The sequence below is a fragment of the Sorangium sp. So ce117 genome (genome assembly GCF_051524395.1).
Lineage (GTDB): Bacteria > Myxococcota_A > Polyangia > Polyangiales > Polyangiaceae > Sorangium > Sorangium cellulosum_B.
This window is the reverse complement of record NZ_CP150309.1, coordinates 5,890,503-5,917,369: the sequence shown is the minus strand read 5'-3', so window position 1 is coordinate 5,917,369 and position 26,867 is coordinate 5,890,503. Positions and strand designations below refer to the sequence as shown.

At 69.7% G+C, this 26,867-nt stretch carries 15 protein-coding genes; 9 read left to right on the top strand and 6 right to left on the bottom strand.

Features of this window, described 5'->3' with window-relative positions; all coding sequences use genetic code 11:
* Nucleotides 1–127 precede the first annotated feature (127 nt).
* From WMF46_RS22035 to WMF46_RS22015, 5 genes are all read left to right on the top strand, one after another.
* Nucleotides 128–5,209 carry an AAA family ATPase gene (locus WMF46_RS22035; RefSeq protein WP_437987380.1) on the top strand — a complete coding sequence of 1,694 codons (5,082 nt, stop codon included), beginning with the start codon at nucleotides 128–130 and terminating at the stop codon, nucleotides 5,207–5,209.
* Nucleotides 5,210–5,396: 187 nt separating this feature from the next.
* The gene (locus WMF46_RS22030) at nucleotides 5,397–6,419 is read left to right on the top strand and encodes a sugar-binding protein (protein ID WP_437987379.1); all 1,023 of its coding nucleotides are present in this window, start codon (nucleotides 5,397–5,399) and stop codon (nucleotides 6,417–6,419) included.
* A gap of 79 nt (nucleotides 6,420–6,498) precedes the next feature.
* Nucleotides 6,499–8,025 carry a sugar ABC transporter ATP-binding protein gene (locus WMF46_RS22025; protein WP_437987378.1) on the top strand — a complete coding sequence of 509 codons (1,527 nt, stop codon included), beginning with the start codon at nucleotides 6,499–6,501 and terminating at the stop codon, nucleotides 8,023–8,025.
* A 34-nt stretch (nucleotides 8,026–8,059) separates the two neighbouring features.
* Complete coding sequence (locus tag WMF46_RS22020) at nucleotides 8,060–9,205, top strand: ABC transporter permease (protein ID WP_437987377.1); 1,146 nt, start codon at nucleotides 8,060–8,062, stop codon at nucleotides 9,203–9,205.
* A 467-nt stretch (nucleotides 9,206–9,672) separates the two neighbouring features.
* Entirely contained in the window at nucleotides 9,673–12,300 is a 2,628-nt protein-coding gene (locus WMF46_RS22015) for a glycoside hydrolase family 15 protein (RefSeq protein WP_437987376.1), read from the top strand.
* A 31-nt stretch (nucleotides 12,301–12,331) separates the two neighbouring features.
* Here WMF46_RS22015 and WMF46_RS22010 read toward each other — a convergent pair whose 3' ends face one another.
* From WMF46_RS22010 to WMF46_RS22000, 3 genes are all read right to left on the bottom strand, one after another.
* The gene (locus WMF46_RS22010; protein WP_437987375.1) at nucleotides 12,332–13,522 is read right to left on the bottom strand and encodes an ATP-binding protein; all 1,191 of its coding nucleotides are present in this window, start codon (nucleotides 13,520–13,522) and stop codon (nucleotides 12,332–12,334) included.
* Entirely contained in the window at nucleotides 13,519–14,805 is a 1,287-nt protein-coding gene (locus WMF46_RS22005) for a sensor histidine kinase (RefSeq protein ID WP_437987374.1), read from the bottom strand. Before WMF46_RS22005 ends, WMF46_RS22010 begins: the two co-directional genes overlap by 4 nt.
* Before the next feature lie 177 nt (nucleotides 14,806–14,982).
* Nucleotides 14,983–16,491, bottom strand: a complete 1,509-nt coding sequence (locus WMF46_RS22000) for a cobalamin B12-binding domain-containing protein (protein WP_437987373.1) — start codon at nucleotides 16,489–16,491, stop codon at nucleotides 14,983–14,985.
* 227 nt (nucleotides 16,492–16,718) lie between these two features.
* Between WMF46_RS22000 and pucL the strand changes: the two genes are divergently transcribed.
* Nucleotides 16,719–17,564 (top strand): factor-independent urate hydroxylase, encoded by an 846-nt coding sequence (gene pucL / locus WMF46_RS21995; RefSeq protein ID WP_437987372.1) that lies wholly within the window; start codon nucleotides 16,719–16,721, stop codon nucleotides 17,562–17,564.
* Nucleotides 17,565–17,623: 59 nt separating this feature from the next.
* Nucleotides 17,624–18,835, top strand: a complete 1,212-nt coding sequence (locus WMF46_RS21990) for a PAS domain-containing protein (RefSeq protein ID WP_437987371.1) — start codon at nucleotides 17,624–17,626, stop codon at nucleotides 18,833–18,835.
* A 5-nt stretch (nucleotides 18,836–18,840) separates the two neighbouring features.
* Here the strand turns inward: WMF46_RS21990 and WMF46_RS21985 are convergent, their stop codons facing one another.
* The 3 genes from WMF46_RS21985 to WMF46_RS21975 form a co-directional block, all read right to left on the bottom strand.
* Nucleotides 18,841–20,181, bottom strand: a complete 1,341-nt coding sequence (locus tag WMF46_RS21985; RefSeq protein ID WP_437987370.1) for a hypothetical protein — start codon at nucleotides 20,179–20,181, stop codon at nucleotides 18,841–18,843.
* A 37-nt stretch (nucleotides 20,182–20,218) separates the two neighbouring features.
* A complete protein-coding gene (locus tag WMF46_RS21980) occupies nucleotides 20,219–21,256 on the bottom strand; it encodes a hypothetical protein (protein ID WP_437987369.1) in 1,038 nt (345 codons plus the stop codon).
* Between the two features lie 325 nt (nucleotides 21,257–21,581).
* Entirely contained in the window at nucleotides 21,582–22,709 is a 1,128-nt protein-coding gene (locus WMF46_RS21975; protein WP_437987368.1) for a hypothetical protein, read from the bottom strand.
* Nucleotides 22,710–23,618: 909 nt separating this feature from the next.
* On the opposite strand from WMF46_RS21975, the gene WMF46_RS21970 reads away from it, so the two are divergent.
* Nucleotides 23,619–25,337 (top strand): DUF1592 domain-containing protein, encoded by a 1,719-nt coding sequence (locus tag WMF46_RS21970; protein WP_437987367.1) that lies wholly within the window; start codon nucleotides 23,619–23,621, stop codon nucleotides 25,335–25,337.
* Between the two features lies 1 nt (nucleotide 25,338).
* The gene (locus tag WMF46_RS21965; RefSeq protein WP_437987366.1) at nucleotides 25,339–26,721 is read left to right on the top strand and encodes a DUF1552 domain-containing protein; all 1,383 of its coding nucleotides are present in this window, start codon (nucleotides 25,339–25,341) and stop codon (nucleotides 26,719–26,721) included.
* Nucleotides 26,722–26,867 lie beyond the last annotated feature (146 nt).

Below are 26,867 nucleotides of genomic sequence, written 5' to 3'. Positions count from 1 at the left end.
GTGACTCGGGGGCAGCGATCTAGACATAATCCGCCCATGGTGCGCTTGTGCGAGAACACCGTCCGTCCTGCCTGCTCGACGCGAGCAGCGGCGGCGGCGGGCCGGCCCAGCGCCCCGGCGAGGTGAGATGCTCTCCGCGACCTGTTCCGTGAGCCAGCCGATCTACGTCGACTCGAGCATCGAGGTGTTCGAAGGAACCTGGGGTGACGAGCGCAAGCCTGCTGTCTTCAAGGTCCTGAAGAGCGAGTTCCCGAGCGCGCGTGAGCTCGCGGCGCTCCGGCACGAGTACAACGTGCTCTGCGCGCTCGACGTCGAGGGCGTCGTCAAGGCCTACGGGCTCGAGAAGCACAGGAACGGCCTCGCGCTCGTGCTCGAGCGGCCGAGCAGGACGACGCTCCACGACATCCTGCGCGCCGGCCGGCTGGAGCTCAAGGCGGCGTTGACGATCGCCCGCTCGGCGGCCCGCGTCCTCGACGAGTTCCACCGCCGCAAGGTGATTCACAAGGACATCAAGCCGCACAACCTCCTCGTCGACCCGGACACGCTCGAGGTCCATTTCGTCGGCTTCGGCATCGCGACGCTCCTCCCGCAGGAGACGCAGCAGGCGATAAGCCCCGAGGCGCTCGAGGGGACGCTCGCGTACATGTCGCCGGAGCAGACCGGCCGGATGAACCGCGTGATCGACCGCCGCACCGACCTCTACTCGTTCGGCGTGACCCTCTATCAGATGCTCACCGGCGTCCTGCCGTTCACCGGCAGCGACCCGCTCGATCTGATCCATGGCCACATCGCGCGGACGCCGGTGCCGCCGCCCGAGCGAGTCCCGGGCGTGCCCGACGCGGTGTCCCGGATCGTGATGAAGCTCCTCGAGAAGAACGCGGAGGACCGGTACCAGAGCGCCTTCGGGCTCTTCGCCGACCTCGACGCGTGCCTCCGCCAGCTCTCGAGCTCCGGCGCGGTGGCGCCCTTCGCGCTCGGCCTGCGCGACATCCCCGACACGCTGCGCATCCCGCAGAAGCTCTACGGCCGCGCCGAGGAGGAGCGCGCGCTGCTCGCCGCCTTCGAGCGCGCCGCCGGCGGGGAGGGCGAGCTCCTGCTCGTGTCGGGGTACTCGGGCATGGGCAAGTCGGCCCTGGTGAACGAGATGCACAGGGCCATCGCCCAGCGAGGCGGCTACTTCACCGCGGGCAAGTTCGAGCAGCTGAACCGCGGTGCGCCGTACGCCTCGCTCGCGCGCGCCTTCCGGGAGCTCCTCCGGCACATCCTCACCGAGCGACCGGAGCAGCTCGCGCGCTGGAGCGCGGCGCTCGCCCGCGCGGTCGGGAGCACCGGCCAGCTCCTCGTCGACCTCATCCCGGAGCTCGAGTGGATCATCGGCCAGCAGCCCCCGGTCCAGCAGCTGCCGCCGGCGGAGGCGCAGGGCCGCTTTCACGGGATCTTCAAGGCGTTCGTCCGCGTCTTCGCGACCGCCGAGCACCCCCTCGTCCTCTTCCTGGACGACCTGCAGTGGGCCGACCCGGCCTCGCTCAAGCTGCTCCAGGTCCTGGCCGCCGATCCGGAGCGCGGCCACCTGCTCCTCCTCGGCGCCTTCCGCGACAACGAGGTGTACGCGGCCCACCCGCTCCGCGTCGCGCTCGACGAGATCGAGAAGGCGGGCGCGCCGCTCCGCGAGCTCAAGCTGAGCCCGCTCGCCCTCGCCGACGTGATCGCGCTGCTCTCGGACGCGCTCTCCGCGGCCCGCGCCGACGTCGAGCCGCTCGCCCGCGTGGTGTTCGACAGGACCCAGAGCAACCCGTTCTTCGTGCGGCAGTTCCTGGGCTCGCTCCACGCGGAGGGCCTGCTCCGCTTCGAGAAGGGCGCCTGGACGTGGGATCTCGACGGCATCCGGCGGCGCACGGTCACCGACAACGTCGTCGACTTCATGGCGCGCAAGATCGAGGAGCTCGAGCCCGAGCTCGTCCGCGTCCTCCGCCTCGCGGCCTGCATCGGGCACGAGTTCGACCTGCGCACCCTCGCGGTCATCAGCGAGCGGCCGGCGCACGAGACCGTGGCCGCGCTGTGGAAGATCCTGCAAGAGGGCCTGATCGCGCCCGTGGACGCCGACTACCGCCTCGCGCACGCGACCGACGACGAGGCGCAGGCCGGCGTCGACTGGCGCGTCACCTACCGCTTCCTGCACGATCGCGTCCAGCACGCGGCGTACTCGCTCATCAGCGAGGATCGCAAGCGCGAGGTCCACCTCAGGATCGCGCGGCTCATGCTCGCCAGCTGCGAGGGCGCCGCGCGGGACGAGGCGCTCTTCGACATCGTCAACCACATCAACATCGCGGCGCCCATCGTGACCTCGCCCGCGGAGCAGGCCACGGCCGCCGAGCTGAACCTCGCCGCCGGCAGGAGGGCCAAGGCCGCCACAGCCTACGAGGCGGCGGCCGGCTATTTCCGCGCGGGGCTCGGGTTTCTGCCCCACGGCGGCTTCGACGACCACTACGAGCTCGCGCTCGCGCTCCACAGGGAGCGCGCCGAGGTCGAGTCGCTGTGCGGCGCCTTCGAGGAGGCCGAGCGGCTCTGTACCGCGGCGCTCGCGCGCGCCAGGACGGCCATGGACAAGGTCTCTGTCCTCCTCGTCCAGGCGAACCAGTACCTGCTCCAGTGGCGCAATCACGAGGCGACCCTTGTCCAGAAGGCCGGCCTCCGGCTCCTTGGCTGTCCGATCCCCGAGGCCCGGGAGGAGGTCGCCGCGCTTCTCGAGCAGGAGCTCCAGGCGGTGCCCGTCCTCCTCGGCGCGCGCAGCATCGAGGAGCTCGCCCGCGCCCCGAGGACGACGAGCCCCGAGCACCCCGTGACGCTGGAGCTGCTCGTGAACCTGTTCTTCGGGGCCTACAACTCGAGCGACCAGACGCTCGCGAACCTCGCCATCGTGAAGATGGTGACGCTCTCACTGCAGCACGGAAACAGCGATATGTCCGCGTTCGGATACGTCGCGTACGGCATGGTGGTCGGCCCGCTGCTCGGCGAGTACGAGACGGCGTACCGGTTCGGCAAGATGGCCGTCGAGCTCGCAGACCAGCTCGACAACCTCGTGCTCCGGGCCAAGACCTACCACATCTTCTCCGCGGACGTGCACAGCTGGACGCAGCCCCTGCGGAAGGCAGATCCCTATTACGACCGGGTCTACGACCTCGGGCTCCAGGCCGGCGACTGGACGGCCATGGGGTACATGATCAGCCAGAGCGGCTCGGACCGGCTCACCTACGGGATGAACCTCGCGGAGCTCTCGCAGCTCACCGAGACGCACCTCGCGTTCCTGCGGCGCGCCCGCAGCCATGACATCATCGATATCCTCCTCGCGGGCGTGATCCAGCCCCTCCGGTGCCTGCAAGGGCTGACGAGGGGCCGGCTCAGCTTCGACGACGACGGGTTCGACGAGGCGTCCTACGCGGCGAAGCACGGCGGCTCGCCCTACCACATGGGGTGGCTGTATTACGCCAAGATCCGGAATGCCTACCTGTTCGGCGACAGGGCGAGCTTTGCCGATCTGATGCCGAAGCTCGCCGTGATCGAGGGCGCCTTGCCGACGCACGCCAAGGTGCCCGAGGCGACGTTCTACGCGGGCCTCATGCGGATCGCCGCGTGGGAGAGCGCCGAGGGCGCGGCGCGGCGGGAGCACGAGGAGCACCTCTCGCGGCTCCTCGGGCGGATGAAGCGCTGGGCCGACGCCGGGCCGGACAACGTGCTTCACAAGCACCTGCTCCTGCTCGCCGAGCAGGCCCGCGTCGAAGGGCAGAGGGCCGAGGCGATGGACCTGTACGAGCGGGGCATCGAGGCCGCGCGGCAGGCCGACTACATCAACAACCAGGCGCTCGGCAACGAGCTTTACGGCAGGTTCTGGCTCGCCCAGGGCAGGGTCGAGTTCGCGCACATCTTCCTGCGCAGGGCGGTTTACCTGTACGATCGCTGGGGGGCGACCGAGAAGGCCAATGCGCTGCGCGAGGAGCTCGCGCCGGCCGACCCCTCGGCCATGGGCCAGCCTCTTCCGCTCTCGCCGACCGGCACCGCGCTCCAGGGCCTCGTCGCGGGGGAGAGCTTCGATCTCGCCACGATCCTCAGCACCGCCCAGGCCATCTCGAGCGCGATCGTGCTCGACAAGGTGATCGAGCAGGTCTTGAGCAGCGTGATCAAGAGCGCCGGGGCGAGCCGGGGGTTCCTCATCCTCTCGCGCGGCGAGGTGCTGACGGTCGAGGCGATGATCGCGGTCGGCCCCGATACGGTGAGCCTGGGCCTCTCGATGCCCCTGGAGGCGCGCCTCGATCTGGCCCGCTCGGTCGTGCATTACGTGGCGCGCTCGCGCGAGGCGCTCGTGATCGGGCGCGCGGACGACGACCCGCGCCTCGCCGGCGATCCGCACGTGATCGCGCGCCGGCCGAAATCGATCCTGGGCTTGCCGCTCCTGCACCAGGGCCGGCTGAGCGGGGTATTGTACCTGGAGAACCACCTCGCGGAGCACGCGTTCACCGCCGATCGCATCGAGCTCTTGCGGCTCCTGTCCTCGCAGGCGGCGGTGGCGGTCGAGAACGCGCTGCTCTACGCGGACCTCACGGCCGTGAGCGCCGAGCTCCGTGAGGCCAACGAGCGGCTGGAGCAGGAGGTGAAGGAGCGGACGGAGGAGCTGTCTCTGGCCAACGTGCGCCTCTCCGCGCAGAGCGCCGAGCTCCGGGACGCCAACGTGCGCCTGTTGCACGAGCTCGGCGAGCGCGAGCGCGCCGAGGCGGCCCGGGCCGAGCTGCAAGAGGAGGTGATCCGGTTCCAGCGGGCGAAGATCTCCGAGCTGTCGACCCCGCTCGTGCCCATCACGAGCGACGTCATGGTCATGCCGCTCATCGGCACGCTGGACGAGGAGCGCGCGCACGACGTGCTCGAGACCCTGCTCGACGGCGCGACGAGGAGCGGCACCCGCACCGTCATCATCGATGTCACGGGGATCAAGGGGGTCGATCAGCGCGTGGCGAACGCCCTGCTCAAGGCGGCGAACGCCCTCCGGCTGCTCGGGGTCCAGGCGGTGCTGACGGGCATCCGCGGCGAGGTCGCGCAGGCGCTCCTCCGGCTCGACATCGACATGTCGCGCATCGTGATCCGCGGGACGCTGCAGAGCGGGATCGCCTACGCCGTCGGCCGATCGGGCGGCATGAGCGCGCCGGGCACCCGGCGCTAGGGGGGCGAGACGCGCGTGGCGATCTGCGCGTCGAATCGTGTAGACACGTCCGGAGCGGATCGCGCATCATGAGCTGGCCAGTTGATCGGGGGTTCCTGCTCTGTCGTGGCCCGCGCGGCGGCACGAGGCGTATGGGCCCGTCGCGCGAGGCGGCTCTTGTCGGGTGGACGGGTGGAGGGGAGAGCGCATGGTGAAGAGCATCGGTCGGTTCATCGTCGGGGTCTGCGTGGCGGCGGGGCTCGCGACCCTGGGCTGCGACAACAGCGGCGCGCCGGCGGCGGGGGGCAAGCCGAAGCTCGCCTACATCACGAACGGCGTCGCCCCGTTCTGGACCATCGCCGAGAAGGGCGTCATCGACGGCGCGAAGGAGCACAACGTCGAGGTGAGCGTCGTGATGCCGAGCGACGTGAACGACCAGCTGCACCGGGTCGAGGATCTCCTGATCCGCGGCGTCGACGGCATCGCGATCAGCCCGATCGACGCGGAGAACCAGGTCCCGCTGCTCAACAAGGCGGCCGCGAAGACGAAGCTCATCACGCAGGACTCGGATGCTCCGAAGAGCGATCGTATCGTGTACATCGGCATCGACAACTACGTCGCTGGCCGGATGGCGGGGCAGCTCGTGGAGGAGGCGATCCCCGGCGGCGGCAAGGTGGCCATCCTGGTCGGGCGGCTCGAGGGCGACAACGCCCGCAAGCGCCGTCAAGGCGTGCTCGACGAGCTGCTCGATCGGCAGGACAACAGCGCCGGGAACGACCCGCTCAACCAGGAGCTGAAGGGGGCGAAATACACCATCGTCGCGACCCTGACCGACCAGATCGACGCCGCCAAGGCGAAGAGCAACGCCGAAGACATGATGTCGGCGCACCCGGACCTCGTGGGCCTGATCGGCCTGAACGCGTACCACACGCCGGCCCTGCTCGAGGCGGTGAAGCAGGCGGGGAAGATGAGCTCGATCCAGGTCGTCGGCTTCGACGAGCAGGACGCGACGCTGCGCGCGATCCAGGACGGCGAGGTGGTCGGTACGGTGGTGCAGAATCCGTACATGTACGGCAAGGAGTCGGTGCGCGTGCTCGCGGCGCTCGTGCGGGGGGATAACTCCGTCGTGCCTCAGGACAAGTTCATCTCCCTGCCGGCCCGGCAGATCCGCAAGGGCAACCTGGACGAGTTCTGGGCCGATCTGAAGCAGAAGGCGGGCAAGCAACCGTGAACCCGGCGTCGGGCAGCGCGGCGCCCCCGCGGCGCGCGCGCCCGATCCGAGCCCGGCGACGCTCGACGCGCTGACGCGAATGACAGCCTCCTCGCCTGAACCGGACGCGACGCCGCTGCTCGAGGCGCGCGGCCTGACCAAGCGCTTCCCCGGCGTGCTCGCGCTCAGCGGCGTGCACCTCGCGCTCGGCCGGGGCGAGGTGCTCGGCATCGTCGGCGAGAACGGCGCTGGCAAGAGCACCCTCATGAAGATCCTCGCCGGCGTGGAGGCGCCCGACGCCGGCGAGATGCTCTTCGACGGGCGGCCTGTCGCGCTCGGCTCCGTCAGGGAGGCGCTCTCCCGCGGGATCGCGCTCATCCACCAGGAGCTGAACCTGGCGGACAACCTCGATGTCGCGGCCAACATCTATCTCGGCCGGGAGCCGCGGCGGGGCGGCTTCATCGACGAGGGCAGGATGGAGCGGGAGGCGCGGGCGATCATGGCGCGGGTCGGCCTCGCGTGCTCGCCGCGCGCGCTCGTCGGCGGCCTGTCGCTCGGGCAGCGGCACCTCGTCGAGATCGCGAAGGCGCTCTCCGCGAACGCGCGGGTGCTCATCATGGATGAGCCCACGTCGTGCCTGTGCCCGCACGAGGCGGAGGCGCTCTTCCAGGTGGTGAGGGAGCTCCGCGCGGCCGGGATCAGCGTCGTGTACATCTCTCACCGCCTCGGCGAGGTGAGGGCGCTCTGCGATCGCGTGCTCGTGCTGCGCGACGGCGAGAACGCGGGCGAGCTCGCGCGTGGGGAGGAAATGAGCCACGAGCGCATCGTGCGATTGATGGTGGGCCGCGATCTCTCGCAGTTCTATCCGCACGTCCCGAACCCGCCCGGCGAGCCGGTGCTCGAGGTCTCCGGCCTCCGGACGTCGAGGCACCCCGAGCGAGCGCTCTCCTTCACGGTGCGCGGCGGGGAGATCGTCGGCGTGGCCGGGCTCCTCGGCGCGGGGCGCACATCGCTGCTCCGTACGCTGTTCGGCGTCACGCCGGCGGCCGGAGGCGCCGTCCGCGTGGCCGGGCGGGCGATCACGCCGCGCGCCCCGCGAGACGCCATCGCCGCCGGGATAGGCCTGGTCCCGGAGGACCGCCAGCAACAGGGCATCATCCTGGAGATGGCGATCCGGGCGAACGTGAGCCTCCCGAGCCTCGACAGGGCGCAGCGCTACGGCGTCCTCGACCGCGCGGGCGAGCGCCGGATGTCGGCGCAGATGATCCGGGAGCTCGGCGTGCGGACGCCGAGCGACGTGCAGCCGGTGCAGCACCTGTCCGGCGGCAACCAGCAGAAGGTCGTCATCGGAAAGTGGCTCTCGATGTCGCCGCGCGTGCTGCTCCTGGACGAGCCGACCCGCGGCATTGACGTCGGCGCCAAGCACGAGATATACCAGCTGATGGAGCGATTGGCAGCGAGCGGCATGGCCACCCTGTTCGTCTCCAGCGACATGGAAGAGGTGATAGGCATGTCCGATCGTGCGCTGGTGATGCACGAGGGGCGCATCGCCGGCGAGCTCGGCCGCGCCGAGCTGAGCGAGGAGGCGATCATGCAGCTCGCGACCGGCAGCGACGCCGCGGCGTGACGCGGCGTGACAGGACCCATCGAGGCCAGAGAGCATGTCTGTGACGACGACACATGACCTCCGGGCGCGCGGTGCCGCGCCGCCCGCGCCGGCTGCGCTGCTCGTGCCCACCACGCGGCGGAAGGTGCTCGGCGTCTTCTGGCTCCTCCTCGCTGTGTCGCTCGGCACCGCGCTCCTGAACGGGAGGTTCCTCCTCGCGGAGAACCTCGAGAACCTGATCCGGAGGACGGCGCTGTTCGGCATCCTCAGCATCGGAGCGGGCTTCGTGATCATCACGGGCGGTATCGACCTCTCGATCGGGTCGGTCGTGGCGCTCGCCGGCTGCATGCTGCCGTGGCTCCTCTCGGTGCAGCACTGGCCGGCCTCGCTGGCGGTGCCCGTGCTGCTCGGCATCTCCCTCTGCATCGGGCTCGCGCACGGTCTGCTCATCACGAAGCTCCGGCTCCAGCCGTTCGTTGTGACGCTCTGCGGGCTCCTGCTCTACCGGGGCACCGCGCGCGGGATCTCCGGCGATCAGACGCAGGGGTTCGGCGTCGGGTTCGAGTCGCTGCGCTACCTGTCGGTCGGCAGCCCGCTCTCGGTCCCCGTGCCGTTCCTCTCGTGGATCTCCGAGGGGCGCTTCAGCCCCTACGCGGTGCACCCGTTCACCGGCGTGAAGACGCGGCTCGCGCCGATCACGTGGATCGACATCCCGATGCCGTTCCTCTTGTTCCTCGCGATCGCTGTGGCGGCGTCGATCTTCCTGAACCGCACCGTCTATGGCCGTTATCTGATGGCGCTGGGCCGCAACGAGCAGGCGGCCCGCTACAGCGGGGTCGATACCGACAGGATGACGATCCTCGCGTATGTCCTCTGCTCGGTGCTCGCCTGCTTCGGGGGCATGCTGTTCGCGCTGGAGGTCAACTCGGCCCAGCCTGTCGATTTCGGCAATTTCTACGAGCTGTACGCGATCGCCGCGGCCGTGCTGGGCGGCTTCAGCCTGCGCGGCGGCGAGGGCGCGGTGGTGGGCGTCATCCTGGGCACCGCCCTCATGCAGGTGCTGCGCAACGCCATCAACATGCTGGGCGTCCCGACCCAGATCGAGTTCGCGGTCATCGGCGCCGTCATCCTGATCGGCGTCATCGCGGACGAGGTGGTCAGGCGCTACGCAGCGGCGAGGCGCAAGGTGGTTGGCGCGTGAGCTGATGAGCTCGCGGCGGCGCGGTCGACGCCGCGCTCCGTCGAGCCCGCGATGGGCGCGGCGCTGTTTGCGTCGATCGCCACATTGCGTGATGGTTTCGGTGCTGGTGGATGCGCGCCGGCACGGCGCATAGAGCGCAGCGTCGCTGTCCTTGCCAGGAGCTCGGCATGGCGGCGCGCAGGTGCGCGCAAGCGCGGGAAGATCGCGTGCTACGCTACAGCATTGCTGGCGTCCCACGCGGAGCCGGAGCGACGTGAGCGCAGGGGGCCCGGGCCGCGATCCGCACGCACCACGTAAAAACATCAACCAAGTCGCTGGCTTACGGTAGCCGTGGAGCGGTCTTCACGCGACGGCCACCCGAGGGAAGGAATGGCGTGATGCTGAAGCGCATTTCTTGTGACACTGCAATTATTTGTCTGACACTCGGGCTCGCGGGCTGCGCGCTCGACACGGACGCAGAGGAGCCGATGGCCGGGGAGTCCGCGGTCCCGTTCCCGTTCGGCTCCGCCGGCAGGGCCCCGTCGAAGGCAGAGGCCCTGAAGGCGCTCGGCGCCGGCATTGCCGCGAAGGGGGTCGGGGTACCCTCTGTGTGGGGACCTGCTGAGAAGTCTTTCCTCGGCACCTCGACGACCGCGGCCTCGAGGGTCTACTTCACCGGTCATCGCGGCATCGTGTCCGAGGTGTTCTATCCGGTGCTCGACACCGTGAACACCGTCGATCTGCAGTTCCTGGTGGGGGACACGGCGAAGACCTTCATCGACGAGGAGAAGCAGCAGAGCTTCACCGTGACCCAGCCGGACAAGCGGTCCATGCGCTGGCAGGCGACGACGACGAACAGCGCCCACAACTGGCGGATCACCAGGACCGTCTTCACCGATCCGGGGCGCCACGCGTTGATCCAGCGCGTCCGATTCGACGCCCTGGGCGGCAGGAACGTCACCCAGTTCAACCTCTACCTGCTTCACAACCCGGCGATGGACAACTCCGGGGCCGGCGACACGTCGAGGACCGTGGACGCAGGGGGGCGCACGCTGCTCGTCGCCTCGGAGAACAGCCGCGCCTCGGCGCTCGCCGCGTCGCGCCCATGGAAGGTGGTGAGCGGCGCGCCGATGGTGTCGAGCGGCTTCGTCGGCGAGTCGGACGGCTGGACCGACCTCCTCGGCGGGAACGTCGACAGGACCATGACCTGGCGAAACGACCTCGCGAGCGGCGGCAATGTGGCGCAGATGGGCTGGATCGACCTCGGCGCGAGCGCCGTCACCAGCGTCTCGTTCGACGTCGTGCTCGGCTTCGGCGCGACCGAGACCGAGGCGGCCTCCACCGCGAACGCGACGCTCGGCAGCAGCCTGAGCACGCTGCAAACCACCTACGACAACGGGTGGAAGTCCTACGCGGCCGGGCTCAGCAGCCAGAGCGCCACCGCCGACGACCAGTATTACCTCGCGGCGATGTCGCTCAAGGCGATCCAGGACAAGTCGAACGGCGCCATGATCGCGGGGATGGGCACACCCTGGGGCGAGACCAACGGCGACGGCAACAACGGCGGCTACCACCTGGTCTGGGCGCGCGATCTGTTCAAGTTCGCCAGCGCGCTTGTGACGGCCGGCGACACCGCGACCGGGACCTCGGTTGTCAACTACCTGTTCAACACCCTGCAGCAGTCGAGCGACTGCGGCGCCGCCGAGTACAACGCGCCGGGCTGCCCGCAGGGCTACAGCCGCGTCGGCCGCTTCCCGCAGAACGCCTGGGTCAGCGGCTGGCAGTACTGGCAAGGCACGCAGATGGATGAGCAGGCGATGCCGATCATCCTCGCGTGGCGGCTCGGACCTTCCGTCTACAACCCGCTGTGGACGAAGATCAAGAGGACGGCCGACTACATCGTCAACACCGGCCCATGGACCCAGCAGGAGCGCTGGGAGGAGAACGCCGGGTACTCGCCGTCGACCATCGCGGCGGAGATCGCGGGCCTCGTCTGCGCCGCGACGATCGCCCGCGCGAACGGCGACACCACAAGCGCGGCGCGCTACATGGCAGCCGCCGACTACTGGCAGCAGGGCGTCGACCGCTGGACGTTCACGACCACGGGGTACCACGGCGACGGCCGGTATTACATCCGCATCAACCCCTCTGCGCGGGGCAACACGGGCAGCGGGCCGCAGGTGTACAACCCGGCGTCGGGGCCGGACGCGGCGATCAGCTTCACGATCGGCAACGGCGGCGGCACGCACGATCAGCGGTACATCGTCGACGGCGGGTTCCTCGAGCTCGTGCGGATGGGGGTGAAGCGGGCCGACGATCCATCGATCATCGCGACGCTGCCCGAGTACGACGCCATCCTGAAGCGGACGATCGCCGGCAAGGGGGACGCGTGGTTCCGCTACAACTACGATGGATACGGCGAGAAGAACGACGGCGGCAACTTCGACGGAAACGGCGGCCGGGGCCGGCTGTGGCCCATCTTCACGGCCGAGCGCGGCATGTTCAAGATCGCCAGCACGGGTGTCGGCGCCGACGGCAACCCCTACCTGACCGCGGTGAAGGCGTTCTCGACGCCGCAGGGCTTCATCCCAGAGCAGGTATGGGGCGAGACGACGGACGTCACCGGCTGGTCCGTCCAGAAGCCGGCGAACGTCGCGGCGGGCACCCCGACGCGGTCGATGAGCCCCCTGAACTGGGCGATGGGCGAGTACATCAGCCTTGTGGCGTCGATCCGGGCGGGCAGGGTCGTCGATGTCCCCTCGGTGGTCTGCGGCCGCTACAACGCATGTGTGGTGCCGCCCGGCTCCGGCGAGGCAGGCGTCACGGTCAACGTCACCGCGACCACCGTGGTTGGCCAGCACATGTACGTCACTGGCAACACCGCGGCGCTCGGCAGCTGGAACACCGATCTCGGCGTCCCTGTCGATCCGCGCAGTTACCCCGTGTGGACGAACCGCGTCAACCTGCCGGCCAGCAGCGCGCTCCAGTACAAGTACTATCGCAAGAACGCCGACGGCACCGTGACCTGGGAGAACCTCCCGGGCGGCGGCAACCGCGCGATGAGCACGCCCGCGTCCGGCGGGGCGCTGACGCTCAACGACACGGTGAGCTGGTGAGTGATCAGCTAAGCGCCGCGCGCGGGCGAGCCTACGCCGCGGGGCGCTCGGGCTCGCAGGCGCGCCCAGCCTTCATCGGGACCGTGAAGAACACCCGCGTTCCCCGGCCGAGCTCGCTCTCCACGCGGATCGCGCCGCCGTGGCGCTCGACGAGGTTCTTGCAGATCGACAGGCCGAGCCCCGTGCTCTTCTCGCCGCCGGTCGACCGGGTGCTCGTCCGCCGGAACTTGCGGAACAGGCCGCTGATCTCGTCCGGGCGAATGCCCAGGCCCTGATCCTCGATCATCACCTCGACCGCTTCACCGAGCCTCCGCGCGCGCACCGTCACCGTCGTGCCCGGATGAGAGAACTTGAACGCGTTGCTGAGCAGGTTGCTCAGGACCTGCTCGATCCGCGCGACGTCACAGCAGACGAGCGGGAGAGCCGCGGGCACGTCGACGTCCACCGCGATCCCCTTCCGGCCGGCGCCGTGCTCGTTCAGGGAGACCGCCGCCAGGAGGATGCCTCGCAGGTCGGCCTCCTGCAGGCGAAGCGCGGCATTCCCGTGCTCCAGCGTCGTGATGTCGAGCAGGTTCTCCAGCAGCTGCAGCGCGAACTCGGCGTTGTCCTGGATCTTCACGGCGTAGCGCTGCGTGTCCTCGGGCCCCGCGCCGACGCCGGCCAGCTGCATCTTCGAGAACCACTGGATCGCCGCGATCGGATTGCGCAGATCGTGCGCGGCGACGCCCATGAGCTCATGGGTCCTCTGGGCCACCTCGGCGAGCTGCTGGTTCTCGCGGTGGAGCGCGTCGGCGCTCGTCTTGAGGCTCGAGAGGAGCCGCTGGCAGCGGCTGATGCGCTCGTGCTGCGCGAACGCGTCGCTCACGACGCCGGCGAGCTCCGGCGGATCCCATGGCTTGGCGATGAACCGGTACACGCCGCCCTCGTTGATGGCCTGGATGGCGGCGCTCGTGTCCGCGTAGGCGGTCATGAGGAGGCGGACGGTCTCCGGGAATTCGCCCTTGAGCCTCGCGTAGAGCTCCGTGCCCGTCGTGCCCGGCATCCGCTGGTCGCTGAGGACGACAGGGATGGGCCGCTCGCGCAAGATCGCGTGGCCCTCCTCGGCGCTCTCCGCGATGAGGACATCGTAGTCGCGCCGGAGCTCGCGGCGGAGCGCCTTCAAGGTCTCGGGCTCGTCGTCGACGATGAGCAGCGCGCGCCGCTCGCCGGAGGCGCGTGTCATCGCTCCGGCTCCTTCGGCAGCGTGATCGTGAAGGTGCTGCCCACCCCGGGGGTCGATCGGACGGTGATCGTGCCGCCGTGCTGATCGACGATGATCTTGTGCGAGATGGTGAGGCCCAGCCCCGTGCCTTGGCCGACAGGCTTGGTCGTGAAGAACGGATCGAAGATCCGGCCGAGGACATCAGGGGTTATCCCGGCGCCGTTGTCCTCGAACTCCAGGGCGACCCGGCGCGCCTCGTCGCGCTCGCGGATCACGATGCGGCCGTTCCCCCGGCCCCGGCACTCGACCGCCTGGGCCGCGTTGATGAGGAGGTTCAGGAACACCTGGCTGAGCTCCGCCGGCTTGCAGCGCAGCATCGGCAGCTCGGCCCACTCGACCGTCACCTGGACGCCGCCGTCCTTCAGCGCCGGGCCCGCGATCGCAAGGGTGCTCTCCAGGCACTCCTTCAGGTCGCAGCGCTCCTCCTCCGCCCGGTCGATCCGCGTGAAGGTCCTGAGGTCCTCGACGATCTTCTGCACGCGCGCGAGGCCGCCCAGCGTGCCTTTCACGAGATCCCTTGTATCCTCGCGCAGAAAGTCGGGCTCGACCTCGGCGCGGAGCGCCTCGGCGAGGCCCTTCACGTCGTCCGAGCCTGCGCTGACGGCGGCCCGCTCGAGCGCCTCATAAGCGGCGAACAGCCGATCGAGCGACTCTGCCAGGGTGTGCACGTTGCTGCGGACGAACGCGAGCGGGTTGTTGATCTCGTGGGCCACGCCGGCGGCGAGCTTGCCGAGCGCGTTCATCTTCTCGGAGTGGACGAGCATCGATTGCGTGGCGCGCAGCTGATCGAGCGACCGCTCGAGCTCCTTCTGCTCGGACACGAGCCGCCGCTGTAGGCTCGTGATCCGCGAGTTGAGCGCGGACACCTCGGCGACGACGCGCTCGAGCTCGATGACGTCGAACTCGGCGAGGAGCAGCAGGTCGTGGCCGAGCCGCCAGACCTCTCCCCGGAGGCTGTGCGCGATGGACCGGAGATCACCGAAGTGCAGCATGCCGCGGTAGATCGGCTCCTCGGCGCCGCGCCCGGCCGCGGCGAGCTGCGCGAAGCTCGGGCTGACGAGGCGAGCCCCGGCGCGACCCGGCTCGCCCGCCCCCCCGAGCAGCCGGCGCATGCCGTGGTTGGTGAGCCTCGGCGCGCCGTCCGGCGCGAACACGCCGATCGCGAGCGCGGTCGAGGCCATGAGGAAAGCGGCGGCGAGCTCCGCGACCGGACCGCTGAGCTCGTGTCCCGCCGGCGACGCCACGAGCGGCGCTCCTTCGTTTTCTCCTGCGCTTTGCGCCCTGCGCGGTTCCATCGGAATCATCGGAATCCGATCCTCTCCCTCGCTCGCGGTGGAGGCGATCTGTCTTGGCAGGCCGGCGCGGAGCTCGCTATGCCAAACGCACCCCGCGGGGCCGGCGGTTGAAGGCGCGGAGCGGGGTCATGCGCTCCGCGCCTCGAGGAGCTGCTCCGCCGCGCGGACGGCCCGCTCTGCGCTCGGCGCCGAGCCGTCGGCCCCGAGCTGCCTCCAGAGGTCGTCGACGACGCGGAACGGCTGGCCGCCGACCAGGACGACGACGCCCCTGCACCGATCGTCGCCGCGCGCCGCGGTGATCACCTGGCGGACGCTCGAGAGCTGATCGCTGAGCGCGGCCGAGACCGCGAGGACGTCGGCCTTCCGCTGGACGACCTCCTGGATCACGTGCTCGGCGGGCGTGCTGGCCCCGAGATAGAAGGTGTCCCACCCCGCCATTTCGAAGTAATCGGCGACGAAGCGCGCGCCGATCTCGTGGAGGTTCCCGTCCACGGCGGTGGCCACGAGGCGACGGCCGGCGCGATCGGCGCTGACGATGAGCGGATAGAGCTGGCTCAGGATCATCTGCGTGACCGCCGTGCAGTAGTGCTCCCCGGCGATGCTGAGCTGACGGAGCTGCCAGCGCCGGCCCACCTCGTACTGGGACGGCTCCAGCACGTGAGCATAGATGTCCTTGATCGGCGCGCCCGCGTCGATCGCCTCCCGGATGGCCCGCACCGCTCGCCTCCGGTCCCGATCGAGCAGCGCGTCGAGGTAGCTGCACGCGACGGCCCCGAGCGGCGCCTCCGGGCGGACGAAGCGGGGATTCTCGGCGTGCGTCGAGGTGAGCCGCTCGAGCGCCGCCGCCAGGTACCGCCGCGGCGCCTCGGCGAGGCGCTCCGGCAGCGTGAGCGCGAGGACGTCGCCGAGCGCGCGGAGATAGCCCACGAGCTCGGCGGGGTCGAGGCCGTGCTGCACCAGCAGCGTCTGCGCCCACTCCGCATAGGCGCTGAAGAGCTCCGGCGACCCGTTGTCGACCGCCGCGGCGAGCTGCGCGACGTGGCGCCTGGCGTCGTCGAGGCAGAGCGCGCGCTTCGCGCCGGCGGCGAGCGCGTCCGCCGGGCGCCGCATGAAGCTGAGCGCGACGCTCATCGGCGCGATGCGCGCCGCGGAGCGCTCGATGGCCTCCGCCGGCGAGCCGGCCTCGCCGGCGGCGCACGGGGGCTCGGGGATGGCCGCCAGCGCGGCCGGCGTCACGAGGGGCGAGGCGCAGAGGCGCTCCCGGCCCGCGGCCAGCGCGTCCTGCGCCAGCGAAGAGAGCGCCGGATCGAGCTGCTCGCCGATGCTCTCGCTCAGCGCGTCGAGCGCGGCGCCGAGCGCGCGCCGGGGCACCCCGAGCGCCTCGAGGAACACCGCCGTGAACGCGCAGTACTCGCAGAGCTGCTGGGCGTCCTCCGCGTGGAGCGCCGCCGCGAGGGCGTCGATGTGCGCCGCGAGGTCCACGTGGCAGCGCGAGAGCGCCTCGCGCTCGCCGCGCGCTCCGAAGGCGCGCGGCGCGACGGACGCGGCCTCGAGGCGGGCGAGCGCGGCGTCCCTCAACGATTCACGGCGAGCGACGAGCTCGTCGGCCGCCCTGTCACGCTCTGTGGTCACCATGCCCGCGTATGTGGTGACGCGCCCTCGTCGCCGCACGCGCGATATCGCACGGGCCCGCCCGACGGCGCTGCGGTGCCCGGCCGCGCGGCCGCCGCCGGAGCGTCGTCGCGCGCCGCGGGTCGAGGGCGAGGGGACCCGCCAGGCTTGAGCCGGCGTCGCGCTTCAAGCTACCGTCTCTCCCGCGTCATCAAAAGAGCGTCGTCGCCCGGCGCGGGAGCTGAAGAACGATGTCAATCTCGTTGGTGCGGAACGCCTACGGCAAATCGAGGGTGCGGCTCGTGAAGGTCCGCCGCGCGGGGGCGCGGCACGAGCTCACCGACGTCCAGGTCGATGTCCAGCTGGAGGGCGAGTTCGACGACGCTTACACGAAGGGTGACAACAGCAAGGTGCTGCCCACGGACACGATGAAGAACACCGTGTACGCGCTCGCCAAGGGCCACCCGGTCGAGCCGATCGAGGACTTCGGCGTCCTGCTCGCCGAACACTTCCTCGGGAAGCCGCACACCCTGCGTGCGAGGGTCGTTATCGCGGAGAACGTCTGGTCTCGCGTCGACGCGGGCGGCGCGCCGCACCCTCACGCCTTCCTCCGCGCGGCAGGGGAGCGGCGGACCGCGGAGATCTCCGCGGCTCCCGGCGGTGTCGAGATCACGTCCGGCATCGCGGATCTCCTCGTCCTCAAGACCACCGGCTCGGCGTTCTCGGGCTTCCCGCGCGACGAGCACACGACGCTCAAGGAGACCGGGGACCGCATCCTCTCGACGCTCATGGTGGCTCGCTGGCGCGCGGCCGGCCGCGACCCGGCGCCGACGGCGACGTGGGAGCGCGCCCGCCGCGCCCTGATCGAGACGTTCGCAGAGCGACACAGCCTCTCGGTGCAGCACACCATTCATGACCTGGGGGAGGCGGTGCTCGCCGCCTGTCCTGCCATCGACGAGGTGAGCCTCTCGCTCCCCAACAAGCACTGCCTGCTCGTCGATCTCGCACCCTTCGGGCTCACCAACGACAACGAGATCTTCGTGCCGGTCGACGAGCCGCACGGGCTCATCGAGGCCACGATGAAGCGAGGGAGCTGAGCGTCGGGCGCGGCCGTTTTTCTCGACATGCCGAGGACGTGCCCGGTACAGTGCGGCGCATGGACCAGGTGGCCGGCCCGGACGAGCTCGAGATCGCGACGAGCTACATGAACGCGGTCCTCAACGGACCGTTCATCGCCGTGGAGTGCACGGGCGACGTCGGGTCTCTCGAGATCGCCGCGTGGAGCGCCGGGGCGGAGCGGCTGCTGGGTTATACCGGGGAAGAGGTGATTGGCCGCCGCCTCGCGGACACGGCGTTAAGCAGCGCCGACGCCGACCTCTGGCGACGCCTCTGCGACGGGCAGGGCGGCGCGCCGCTCTCCGCCGAGCACCGGCGGAAGGACGGGCGCGTCGTCGCGTGCGCGTGGGTGCAGGAGCCGATGCGCGGCGCCGACGGCCAGGTGGTGCGCAGGCTCTTCATCGGGCAGGACGTGACCGACCGCGGCCGCCTGGCGGACGTGTCGCGGGACGACTCGATCATCCTGCGCTCCATCCTCGATCACGTCCCGATCGCCGCGTGCAAGTATGATCGCGATGGGGTCTTCACCCATCATGACGGCAAGGGGCTCGAGAACTCGGGCGTGAAGCCTGGGGCGCTCATCGGCAAGAACGTCTTCGACCTCTACGGGTCCAGCCCGGACGCCGCGGACGGGATGCGGCGCGTGCTGGCGGGAGAGGTCGTGGAGAACCAGGTCGAGACCCACGGCATCACCTGGCGGTCCTGGCTGCTCCCCGTCTTCGACGAGGGCGGCGCGCCGAACGGCGCGGTCTCCGTGACGTTCGACATCACGGACATGAAGCGCAAGGAGGTCGAGCTCCAGGCGAGGCTCGACATGATCCAGGCCCAGCAGCAGGTGATTCGCGCGCTGTCGACGCCCATCATCGAGGTCTGGGATCGCGTGCTGACGCTCCCGATGGTCGGCGTCGTCGACAGCGTGAGGACCTCCGAGGTGATGGACAGCCTCCTCGACGCGATCTCGACCAAGGGGGCGCGCTTCGCGATACTCGATCTGACCGGGGTCGACGCCGTCGACACGAAGACGGCGAGCTACCTCATCGACATGGTCCGCGCGATACGGCTCCTCGGCGCGGAGGGCGTGATCACGGGTATCCGCTCGAACGTGGCGCAGACGATGATCGCGCTGGGGGTCGATCTCTCGGGGATCATCACGATGGGCAACCTCCGCGCCGGCCTCAAGCTCTGCATCCAGCGGATGAACCGCGCCGACGCCGCCGCGGCCGACGGCGCGCGGCGGGCCGAGGCACGTTGATCGGGCTATGGCTCTTTCGTCAGCGGCGGCGAGATATCGAGGTCCGCCATCTTTCCCTCTCGCTCCAGCCGCCAGATGTCCTCGTCGGTGACGAACTCCTGCGCGAGGAGCTCTCGCGCCCGCTTGATCTTGGCGAGGAGGACGGGCTCCGTGACCGGTGTGCTCGACTCCTTGGTCGGCGCGGGCGGCGGCTTCATCAGCGAGAACGTCCCGCGCGCCGCGTGCCCCTCCGCCGTCTCCCCCTCGAGCATGTACGTGACGGTGAACACATCCGGTTCACGCGCCGTGTCGAGCCTCACCTCCACATCGACCCCTTGCCCGGGTGGGATCTCGACAAGGCCGAGCGAGGCCTTGTCGAGCGGTGAGGCGCTCGACGTCCCCGCGAAGTGCCGCACCGCCGTGACCGTACCGATCCGGACCGGCGCGTCGCGGTGATGCCAGAGGCGGAAGGTCTGCCGGACCACGCCGTCCGCCTCCTGCCGGGGAAAGCGGGGCGTCGGCGTCGCCGCGATGGTCACGACCCCCCGCTCCGCGAGGTCCTGAAACATCATGTTCGGGATCTGGAGCAGAACGCGGCCGGTGAGCTTCTCGCCCGCTTCGCCCTGGACCTCCACCCGGATCAGAAACTCGGAGACGAGCGCGGTTTGCGGGCGGCGCTCGTAGCTGTGGGTCACGAACGGCGCCTTCGTCTTCTCCGAGCCGCCGTCGTCGAACACCCAGGCATAACTCGCGGGCTTGAACGGCCTCGCATCGGGGTCGTCCTTGAGCCCGACGTCGACGATCTGCGCCGTGAGCTCGAATTCACCGGGGGTGCTCGGCAGGAGCCTGTGGGTGATGACGACGATCCGCTCCGGCTTGCAGGCGTTGACCTTGTATCTCGGGACCTCGATCTGAGTCACCGCGTTGTTACGCCCGAACACGGAGATGGTGGGCATCTCGTACGACCCGTCCCTCTCGGGCCAGATGCGGAGCGGCACCCGCGATCCGGCGCGCGTGCCAATGACGCCGTGGAGGTATTCATCTGTCCCGTTCGTTGTATGCGATCGCACGGTGATGAGGTTCTCCTCGCCGGCGCACACTTCCGGCTTCTCGACCTCGATCTCGTCGATGATGGGCGCCGGGTCCTCCGCGGGCGCGCTCGCCACGGCGGCGCTCGCCGCGGCGACGCTCACCGCGCGTCCGGCGCGCTGCGGGGCCTCCGGCGCGCTCGCCTTCGGCGCTGCCTGCACGGGCTCGGGCGCCTTGGCAGGGCGGACCGACCAGACAAGGACCCACAGCGCGGCGGCGAGCACCACCACACCGACCCATTGCGCCTTTGACCGATGCTCGCCGATCCTGGTCGTCATGGCCGGAGCTCCTCACGTTACTGTGCTCGAACGTCCGTCAGTACCAGCACCCGTAGACGTTGCCTCCGGAGTTCCACTGGACGTTGTGGTTCGTATCGGCGGACCAGACGGTCGCGCCGGCCTGCGTCCCCCAGGGGTGCCCGCTCCAGCCGCCGATGCGGTCGGGGCTGATGGACACGGCGACGGTCTTCGGGTCGTCTCGGACTCCTCTCCACACGCTGCCGCTGCCGGTGTTGCATGCGTGCGAGGCCATGCAGTTCGCGACCTGATTGGCGGCCTTCTCGCAGACGTCCGAGAGGCAGACGATCGATGTGCCGATCGAGCCCCAGAACCCCAGGCTGTTCTCGCAGCTGTCCATCACCCCGCCGTGAAGGGCGTTGGCCGCGCTGGCGAGCTTGGCGTGGCTGTACGTGTACGGCGGGATGGCGCCCTGGCCGTCGAGATGGTGCGCGTAGGCCAGGAATGACGAGCAAACCATACCGTTGTTCCACGCCGGCCCGCCGGTGGGCGTGCCCTCGGTGTCACGGTACTGGAAGAACGAGTAGCGCACCCGGCCGCCGCGAACGCTCAGCCGAGCGATCTCGACCCCTTCGTCGATGCTCGAGCGCTCGGCGTAGTAGGGCACCTCCCACCAGATGGCTTCGCCGATCGACGCGGCCCGCTTGGGGTCGCCGACCTGGTAGGTCAGCGCGGCCGGGCCGCTCCCGCCGCTCCCGTAGAGGAAGCGGTAGATCCCACCCTGGTTGACCTGCGCGAGCCCGGGATAACCATCGAGCAGATCGCTCGATACGATGGGCGTGCTGCACACCTCAGGCCAGGAGTTCTCGCGCGGCTGCTTCATGGTGGCATGCGTCACCCACCGTCCGGGTCCGTGTGACAGCATCGAGTGCGTCCGGAACTCGCCGACGGCGTTAAGGACGTCTCCGATCGGCCCCGAGCCGGCGCTGAACACCGCCGCGCCGTTCGGCGCGTTCCAGCCGGCGCTGGAGTACCCGCATGCCTGCTCGGCGGCGGCAGCGGCGGAGGCGAGGCACGACGATACGATGGCGAGCGGCAGGACGAACGCTGGTTTCACGGGCGCACCTCCGATCGAGAGCACGGCTGTCGGGACACGGGGCAGCGAAGCGGGCGCGTGGAGCGTCCTGGGCTCTGACGGATGAACGCCGCGAGCGGCCCGAGCCGGAGGGGGCGCTCGCTCTGGATACGGAAGGATGACGCTCCAGGGGCGGCGCATGCGGGTGCCCCACCCCCGGCAGATAGTGTGGTCTAAGGAAACCGTGGGCAAGCAGAAAATGGAGGCGCGATTGCCTTCTACCGCCGTGATCGAGCCCCTCAGGCGGGGGGGCCTGGCTGATGCACGGGGTGATGCACAGGACGGACCGGCGGGACCCGGGGACGCCTCATCGGTTGACGGGAGGCGGCGATCCCCGTCCCGGGGCTCCGAGCACCTCGACCGCCCCCTCTGACGACAACAAGATCTGCGGGTTGGCCTGCGCCGGCGAGATCACGTTGAGCACGCCCCTCGCGCGCACGCGCAGGCCTTGTTTGATGAACTTGTTGCGCGCGTCCACCGGGGCGCCGGGGTGTGCCGCCCAGCCCCGCGCGAGTTTGTCGCGGATCGCCTTGAAGAGCTCCGGATCGCTGAAATTGACGAGCGTATACTCGCGCTCCACCCGATCCCTGTCGACGACGCGCAGCGCCCAGATGTCGAATTTAATCTGCGGGCTCCTCGGAAAGAGCACGAGATCGCCCTCCAGCTCGATCGGCTGGCCATGACCTGCCTGCACGCGCTCCAGCACCTCGATAGGCCTCGAGACGGCCGGATCGAGCCGGAGGTGGATCGGGCGATCGGGGTGCTCGGCGATCACGTAATGCAGCCGGATCTTGTCATTGCGCCACAGATCTCGGACGTGCTCCGGGCGGGTCACGAAGACCGGCACCACCTTGTCTGCGAGCTCGACAACGAGGATCTTGCCCTCGGCGTCGACGCCGTGCACACGACCCACGAGCGCGCGCCCCCCGAGGAGCGCCGCGTGCGTGGTCGTGTCGTGTGCATACGACGGCGCGTCCACGCCGGAGGAAAACCGCGTGAGCACCTCGATGCGGCGCACGCGGACATGGCGCTGAGGTCCCTTTTTCTCGAGGCTGCCGAACACGCGCAGCCGGTCATGCCGCTGGAGCCCGGCGAGCTCCCGCGCGACCTCCGGCGATCCCGGGATCATCGGAAAGTCAGCGTAACGGAAGAAATCGTTCGGGAGCCGGTAGGTGAATACGAAGAGACCGGACGCAGGCGCCGCGCCGTGCATCCATCCATCGAGCCCGTCGCCGGCGAGCGCCGCGGCGACACCGGCATCATCGTCCGGGTCAATCACGGCCGACGGATCGCGCGCGGCCGGCGTCGCGTGATGGATCGGAGTCGCGCGCGCGGGCAGCGCGGCCGGAGCCTGTGTCGGCGGGGGATGACAGCCGGACGGAACGACCAGGAGGGCGAGGAGCCAGCCGAACACCGCGACTACGCGTTGACCCATACGCAAGCATAGCAGGTTCGGAGTCGAACCTGCACGGAGGCCGTGGAGCGCCTGAGCGGCGCTGTCGCGCGCTCCGGTCGAATCGCGCCCGCAAGGCGATCCACACGAACGTTGGACGCTCATGTGGACGCCTGGAGCTGCCTCTCGCGGTGGAGCTGGAGATCAGGCTTTCCCGGATGCTGCGATGGCGCGGGTCGGCCGTCCAGCGTGGATGAAACACGATGTAGAGCGTGAAGGGCTCGACCTCGAAGGGGACCGGTCGGGTCGTGAGCGGGAGCCCCGAGGCGCGGACGATGCGCGCAGGCGGCTCGGCGCCGTCGTGGCGCTCGCGGCGGCGCTCGTGATCTGGGCCGGCGTTGGCAGCCCATCAGCGACGAGACCGTGGGACAGCGGAGCCTGGAGCGCCTGCGCGAGCTCAACCGCGCCCACCCGAGCCTGCGCGTCGTCGACCGGCACGAGGCGCCCAGGTGATCTGCGATGTCCCCCGCGCCGTGACGCCTCGAGGCGCGCGGCGGGCGTGACGCCGCTGGTAAAAATTGGAGAGCTTTCGGCGGTTCGTGATCAATACGCGTCGGTGCGGGAATTCTTCCAATGACTACTCGTGTGCGCGGCGTGGGTGGCCTGGAGAGGTACGACGGAGTCGCGCTCTCGCCTCGCTGCTCAGGCCTCATTTTGCCCGGTTCTGCTGGGCTGACGCGGCGCGTGCCGCGTCAAGCGCCGGCCAGTCGATCCATAATATGACGGGAGTGGAGTCTTCGGGCAGTATCAGACTTCGCCGGCGGATGGTCCGTTGTTGACCGCTGTCCGGTCATTGAACGTGGGCGTCTTGCTCTGTGGATTGCTGGGAGCAACGCTTGACGTCTGGCGAGGCTTCACCGTAGGTTGTGACCGACGGTAGGAGGTCACGGTATGGCTGACTTGGGATATCGTCGCTGGCGAGCCGGTCACGCGCTCCTGGCGACGCTCGCGCTGACGGCCGCGGCCGGGTGCGGCAACGGGCAGATCGGAGCGGCGGACACCAGCTCCAGCTCCGGGGAGGACGGCTCGACGTCCGGACAAGGAGGCGATCCGCCGGTGTGCGGCGCCGAGCGGATCCTCGCGCCGCAGCGGCGTTTGACGCGATTCGAATACAACAACACGGTCCGAGATCTCCTCGGAACGTCCCTCACCCCTGCCGATCAATTCCCCCCGGATGAGATCGCCGGCGGCTTCAACAACAACGCGACGGTGCTGACCGTGTCTGCGCTGCACGCGGAGAAGTACCTCCTGGCTGCCGAGGCGCTCGCGACCGAGGCCGTCGCGGGCGATCTGTCGAAGCTCGTGCCGTGTGATCCGGCCGCGGTCGAGGGGCAAGTCGCCCAGGAGGAGGCGTGCGCGCGGCAGTTCGTCCAGGACTTCGGCCGTCGCGCGTACCGTCGACCGCTCGAGACGTCGGACGTCGACCGGCTGATGCGCGCCTACGCCGCGGGACGCACGGACGGGTCGTTCCGTGAGGGCATCGAGGTCGTCCTCCGGGCCGCGCTGCAATCGCCGAAGTTCCTGTTCCGCCTGGAGCTGCGTCACGATGTCGATGCCTCCTCGTCGCGGGTGCGCCTCGACCCGTACGAGATGGCGTCGCGCCTGTCGTACCTCGTCTGGGCGTCGGGCCCCGACGACGAGCTGCTCGATGCCGCCGAGGCGGGCCTGCTCGATACCCGCGAGCAGCTCGCCGAGCGAACCCGCCAGATGCTGGAGCACCCGCGGGCGCGCCGGGCCATCACGGAGTTCTACAAGCAATGGCTCAACCTCGGGAAGCTCGAGACCATCGTCAAGGAGGAGAGCCAGTTCCCCGGGTACGACGACGAGCTCGTCGCGGGGATCCGCGCCGAGACTCCCGCGTTCGTCGAGCACGTGCTGTGGTCCGGGGACCACAAGCTCTCGAGCCTGCTCACGCTGCCCGTCGGCTTTGCCACCGAGTCCGTCGCCGAGCTCTACGGCGTGACGGTCCCGCCCGGCTCGACCACACCCCAGCTCGTGGAGCTCCCGCCGGACCAGCGCTCGGGGGTGCTCACGCAGCCCGCGTTCCTGGCCGTCCACGCGCACCCCGATCAGACCTCTCCGGTGCTGCGCGGCAAGGCCATCCGCTCGAAGTTCATGTGCCAGGACCCGCCGCCTCCTCCTGACGACGTCGACCTCACGCCGCCCACCGGCGAGGAGGGCGTCACAGCGCGTGAACGGTTCAACCAGCACGCCTCCAATGCCAGGTGCGCCGGCTGCCATCAGCTGATGGATCCGATCGGCTTCGCGTTCGAGAACTTCGACGCCGTGGGCGCCTACCGCACCGAGGAGGGCGGGCAGGTCATCGACGTCTCCGGGGAGATGGTCCTGTCCGATGACATGGACGGCCCGTTCGTCGGCGTTCGCCAGCTGGCGGAGAAGCTCGCCGGGAGCGAGCAGGTCCGCGAGTGCCTCGCGACGCAATGGTTCCGCTACACGGCGGGCCGCTTCGAGAACATCGACGACGAGTGCTCGCTCGACGGGCTGCGCGCAGGGTTCCACGGCTCCGAGGGTGATCTCGTGGAGCTCATCGTGGCGACGACGCAGACCGACGCGTTCCTGTACCGCAGCGCGATCGCAGAGGAGGAGTGACATGAAACCGCGAATGATCTCTCGACGGCGGATGCTCCAGGGCGCGCTGGCGGCGACGGCGACGATCCCGCTGCTGAACTCCGAGCTGGCCCGCGGGCAAGAGACCACGGCGCCCAAGCGCTTCGTGGTGTTCTATACGCCGAACGGCACCATGGAGTCGAAATGGATGCCCACGGGCACGGAGAACAACTTCACGCTGAGCCCGCTGCTCCAGCCGCTCTCGCCGTTCAAGTCGAAGATTATCCCGATGCGCGGGGTGAACATGAACGTCGTCGTCAACTCCAACGTCGGCTCCGAGCACGCTCGGGGCATCGGGGGACTGCTGACGGGGCGGGCGCTGCTCAAGGGCAACTTCAAGAGCTTCATGTCCACCAACGCCGGCTGGTCGTCGGGGATCTCGCTCGATCAGCACATCGCGAACAAGCTGCAGCCCCAGACCCTGTTCAAGACCCTGGAGCTCGGCGTCCAGGTCCGTGACGCGGAGGTGCGCGGCCGGCTCAGCTACGCGGGGCCGGACCAGCCCATCCCCCCCCGCGAGGACCCTTACGACACGTTCCAGCAGCTCTTCGGGGCCACGGTGCCCGACCCGGGCCAGGACCCGGGCGGCGCTACCGCGCTGGATCGGCTCCGCGCGCAGCGGCGGACCGTGTTCGATCTCCTCCGCGAGGACATCGCCGACGTGCGGCCTCGCATCGGCAAGGAAGATCGCATCAAGCTCGACTCGCACCTGCAGTCGATCCGGGACATCGAGGCGCGCCTGGCCGGCGGCGGCTCTTCGAACGGCGGAGGCGGCACCCCGAGCACGAGCTGCAAGGCCCCGGCGCTGGGCGACCGCATCGACCTCTCGAAGGACGACAACATGCCCGCCATCGGCAAGCTCCAGATGGACATGATGGCCGCGGCGCTCGCGTGTGACCTCACCCGGGTCGCCACGATCCAGTGGTCGTACGCCGAGAGCGAGCACCTCTACCCGTTCCTCGGTCTCACGCAGAATCACCATGCCATCTCCCACGAGTGGAACGCGGCGGGCGACGAGAAGTACATGAAGATCCACACGTGGTTCGCGGAGCAGCTCGCCTACCTGCTCGGGAAGCTCGACTCGTACGCGGAAGGGGATCGCACGCTCCTCGACAACACCGTCGTCCTGTGGGTCACCGAGATCGGCGAGTCGAGGCAGCACGCGCTCACGAACATCCCGTTCTTGCTCGCCGGCAGCGCGGGCGGGGTCTTCAAGACCGGCCGCTTCGTGGACTATCTGGCGAACGGCGGCTCTGCCCGCCAGCACAACGATCTGCTCGTCACGATCGCGAACGCGATGGGCACCGACGACAAGACGTTCGGCGACCCGCAGTACAGCACCGGCGCGCTTCCGTCGCTCACCTAGAGCGGCGGTCACCCGCTTCGGATACGGGCCCACCTCGGCGTTTTCGGTGCTCAGCGCACGGGAGTGCGCTTCCGCGCCGAAAACGCCGATCTGGGCCCGTCTCCTGTGCGGGAGACCGCCGCTCTGCTCGGCATGTGGCAGAGGTG

Coding starts and splice junctions, on each gene's coding strand:
- WMF46_RS22035 (WP_437987380.1), top strand. CDS start 128: ATGCTCTCCGCGACCTGTTCCGTGAGCCAGCCGATCTACGTCGACTCG.
- WMF46_RS22030 (WP_437987379.1), top strand. CDS start 5,397: ATGGTGAAGAGCATCGGTCGGTTCATCGTCGGGGTCTGCGTGGCGGCG.
- WMF46_RS22025 (WP_437987378.1), top strand. CDS start 6,499: ATGACAGCCTCCTCGCCTGAACCGGACGCGACGCCGCTGCTCGAGGCG.
- WMF46_RS22020 (WP_437987377.1), top strand. CDS start 8,060: ATGTCTGTGACGACGACACATGACCTCCGGGCGCGCGGTGCCGCGCCG.
- WMF46_RS22015 (WP_437987376.1), top strand. CDS start 9,673: ATGGCCGGGGAGTCCGCGGTCCCGTTCCCGTTCGGCTCCGCCGGCAGG.
- WMF46_RS22010 (WP_437987375.1), bottom strand. CDS start 13,522: ATGACACGCGCCTCCGGCGAGCGGCGCGCGCTGCTCATCGTCGACGAC.
- WMF46_RS22000 (WP_437987373.1), bottom strand. CDS start 16,491: ATGGTGACCACAGAGCGTGACAGGGCGGCCGACGAGCTCGTCGCTCGC.
- pucL (WP_437987372.1), top strand. CDS start 16,719: ATGTCAATCTCGTTGGTGCGGAACGCCTACGGCAAATCGAGGGTGCGG.
- WMF46_RS21990 (WP_437987371.1), top strand. CDS start 17,624: ATGGACCAGGTGGCCGGCCCGGACGAGCTCGAGATCGCGACGAGCTAC.
- WMF46_RS21985 (WP_437987370.1), bottom strand. CDS start 20,181: ATGACGACCAGGATCGGCGAGCATCGGTCAAAGGCGCAATGGGTCGGT.
- WMF46_RS21975 (WP_437987368.1), bottom strand. CDS start 22,709: ATGGGTCAACGCGTAGTCGCGGTGTTCGGCTGGCTCCTCGCCCTCCTG.
- WMF46_RS21970 (WP_437987367.1), top strand. CDS start 23,619: ATGGCTGACTTGGGATATCGTCGCTGGCGAGCCGGTCACGCGCTCCTG.
- WMF46_RS21965 (WP_437987366.1), top strand. CDS start 25,339: ATGAAACCGCGAATGATCTCTCGACGGCGGATGCTCCAGGGCGCGCTG.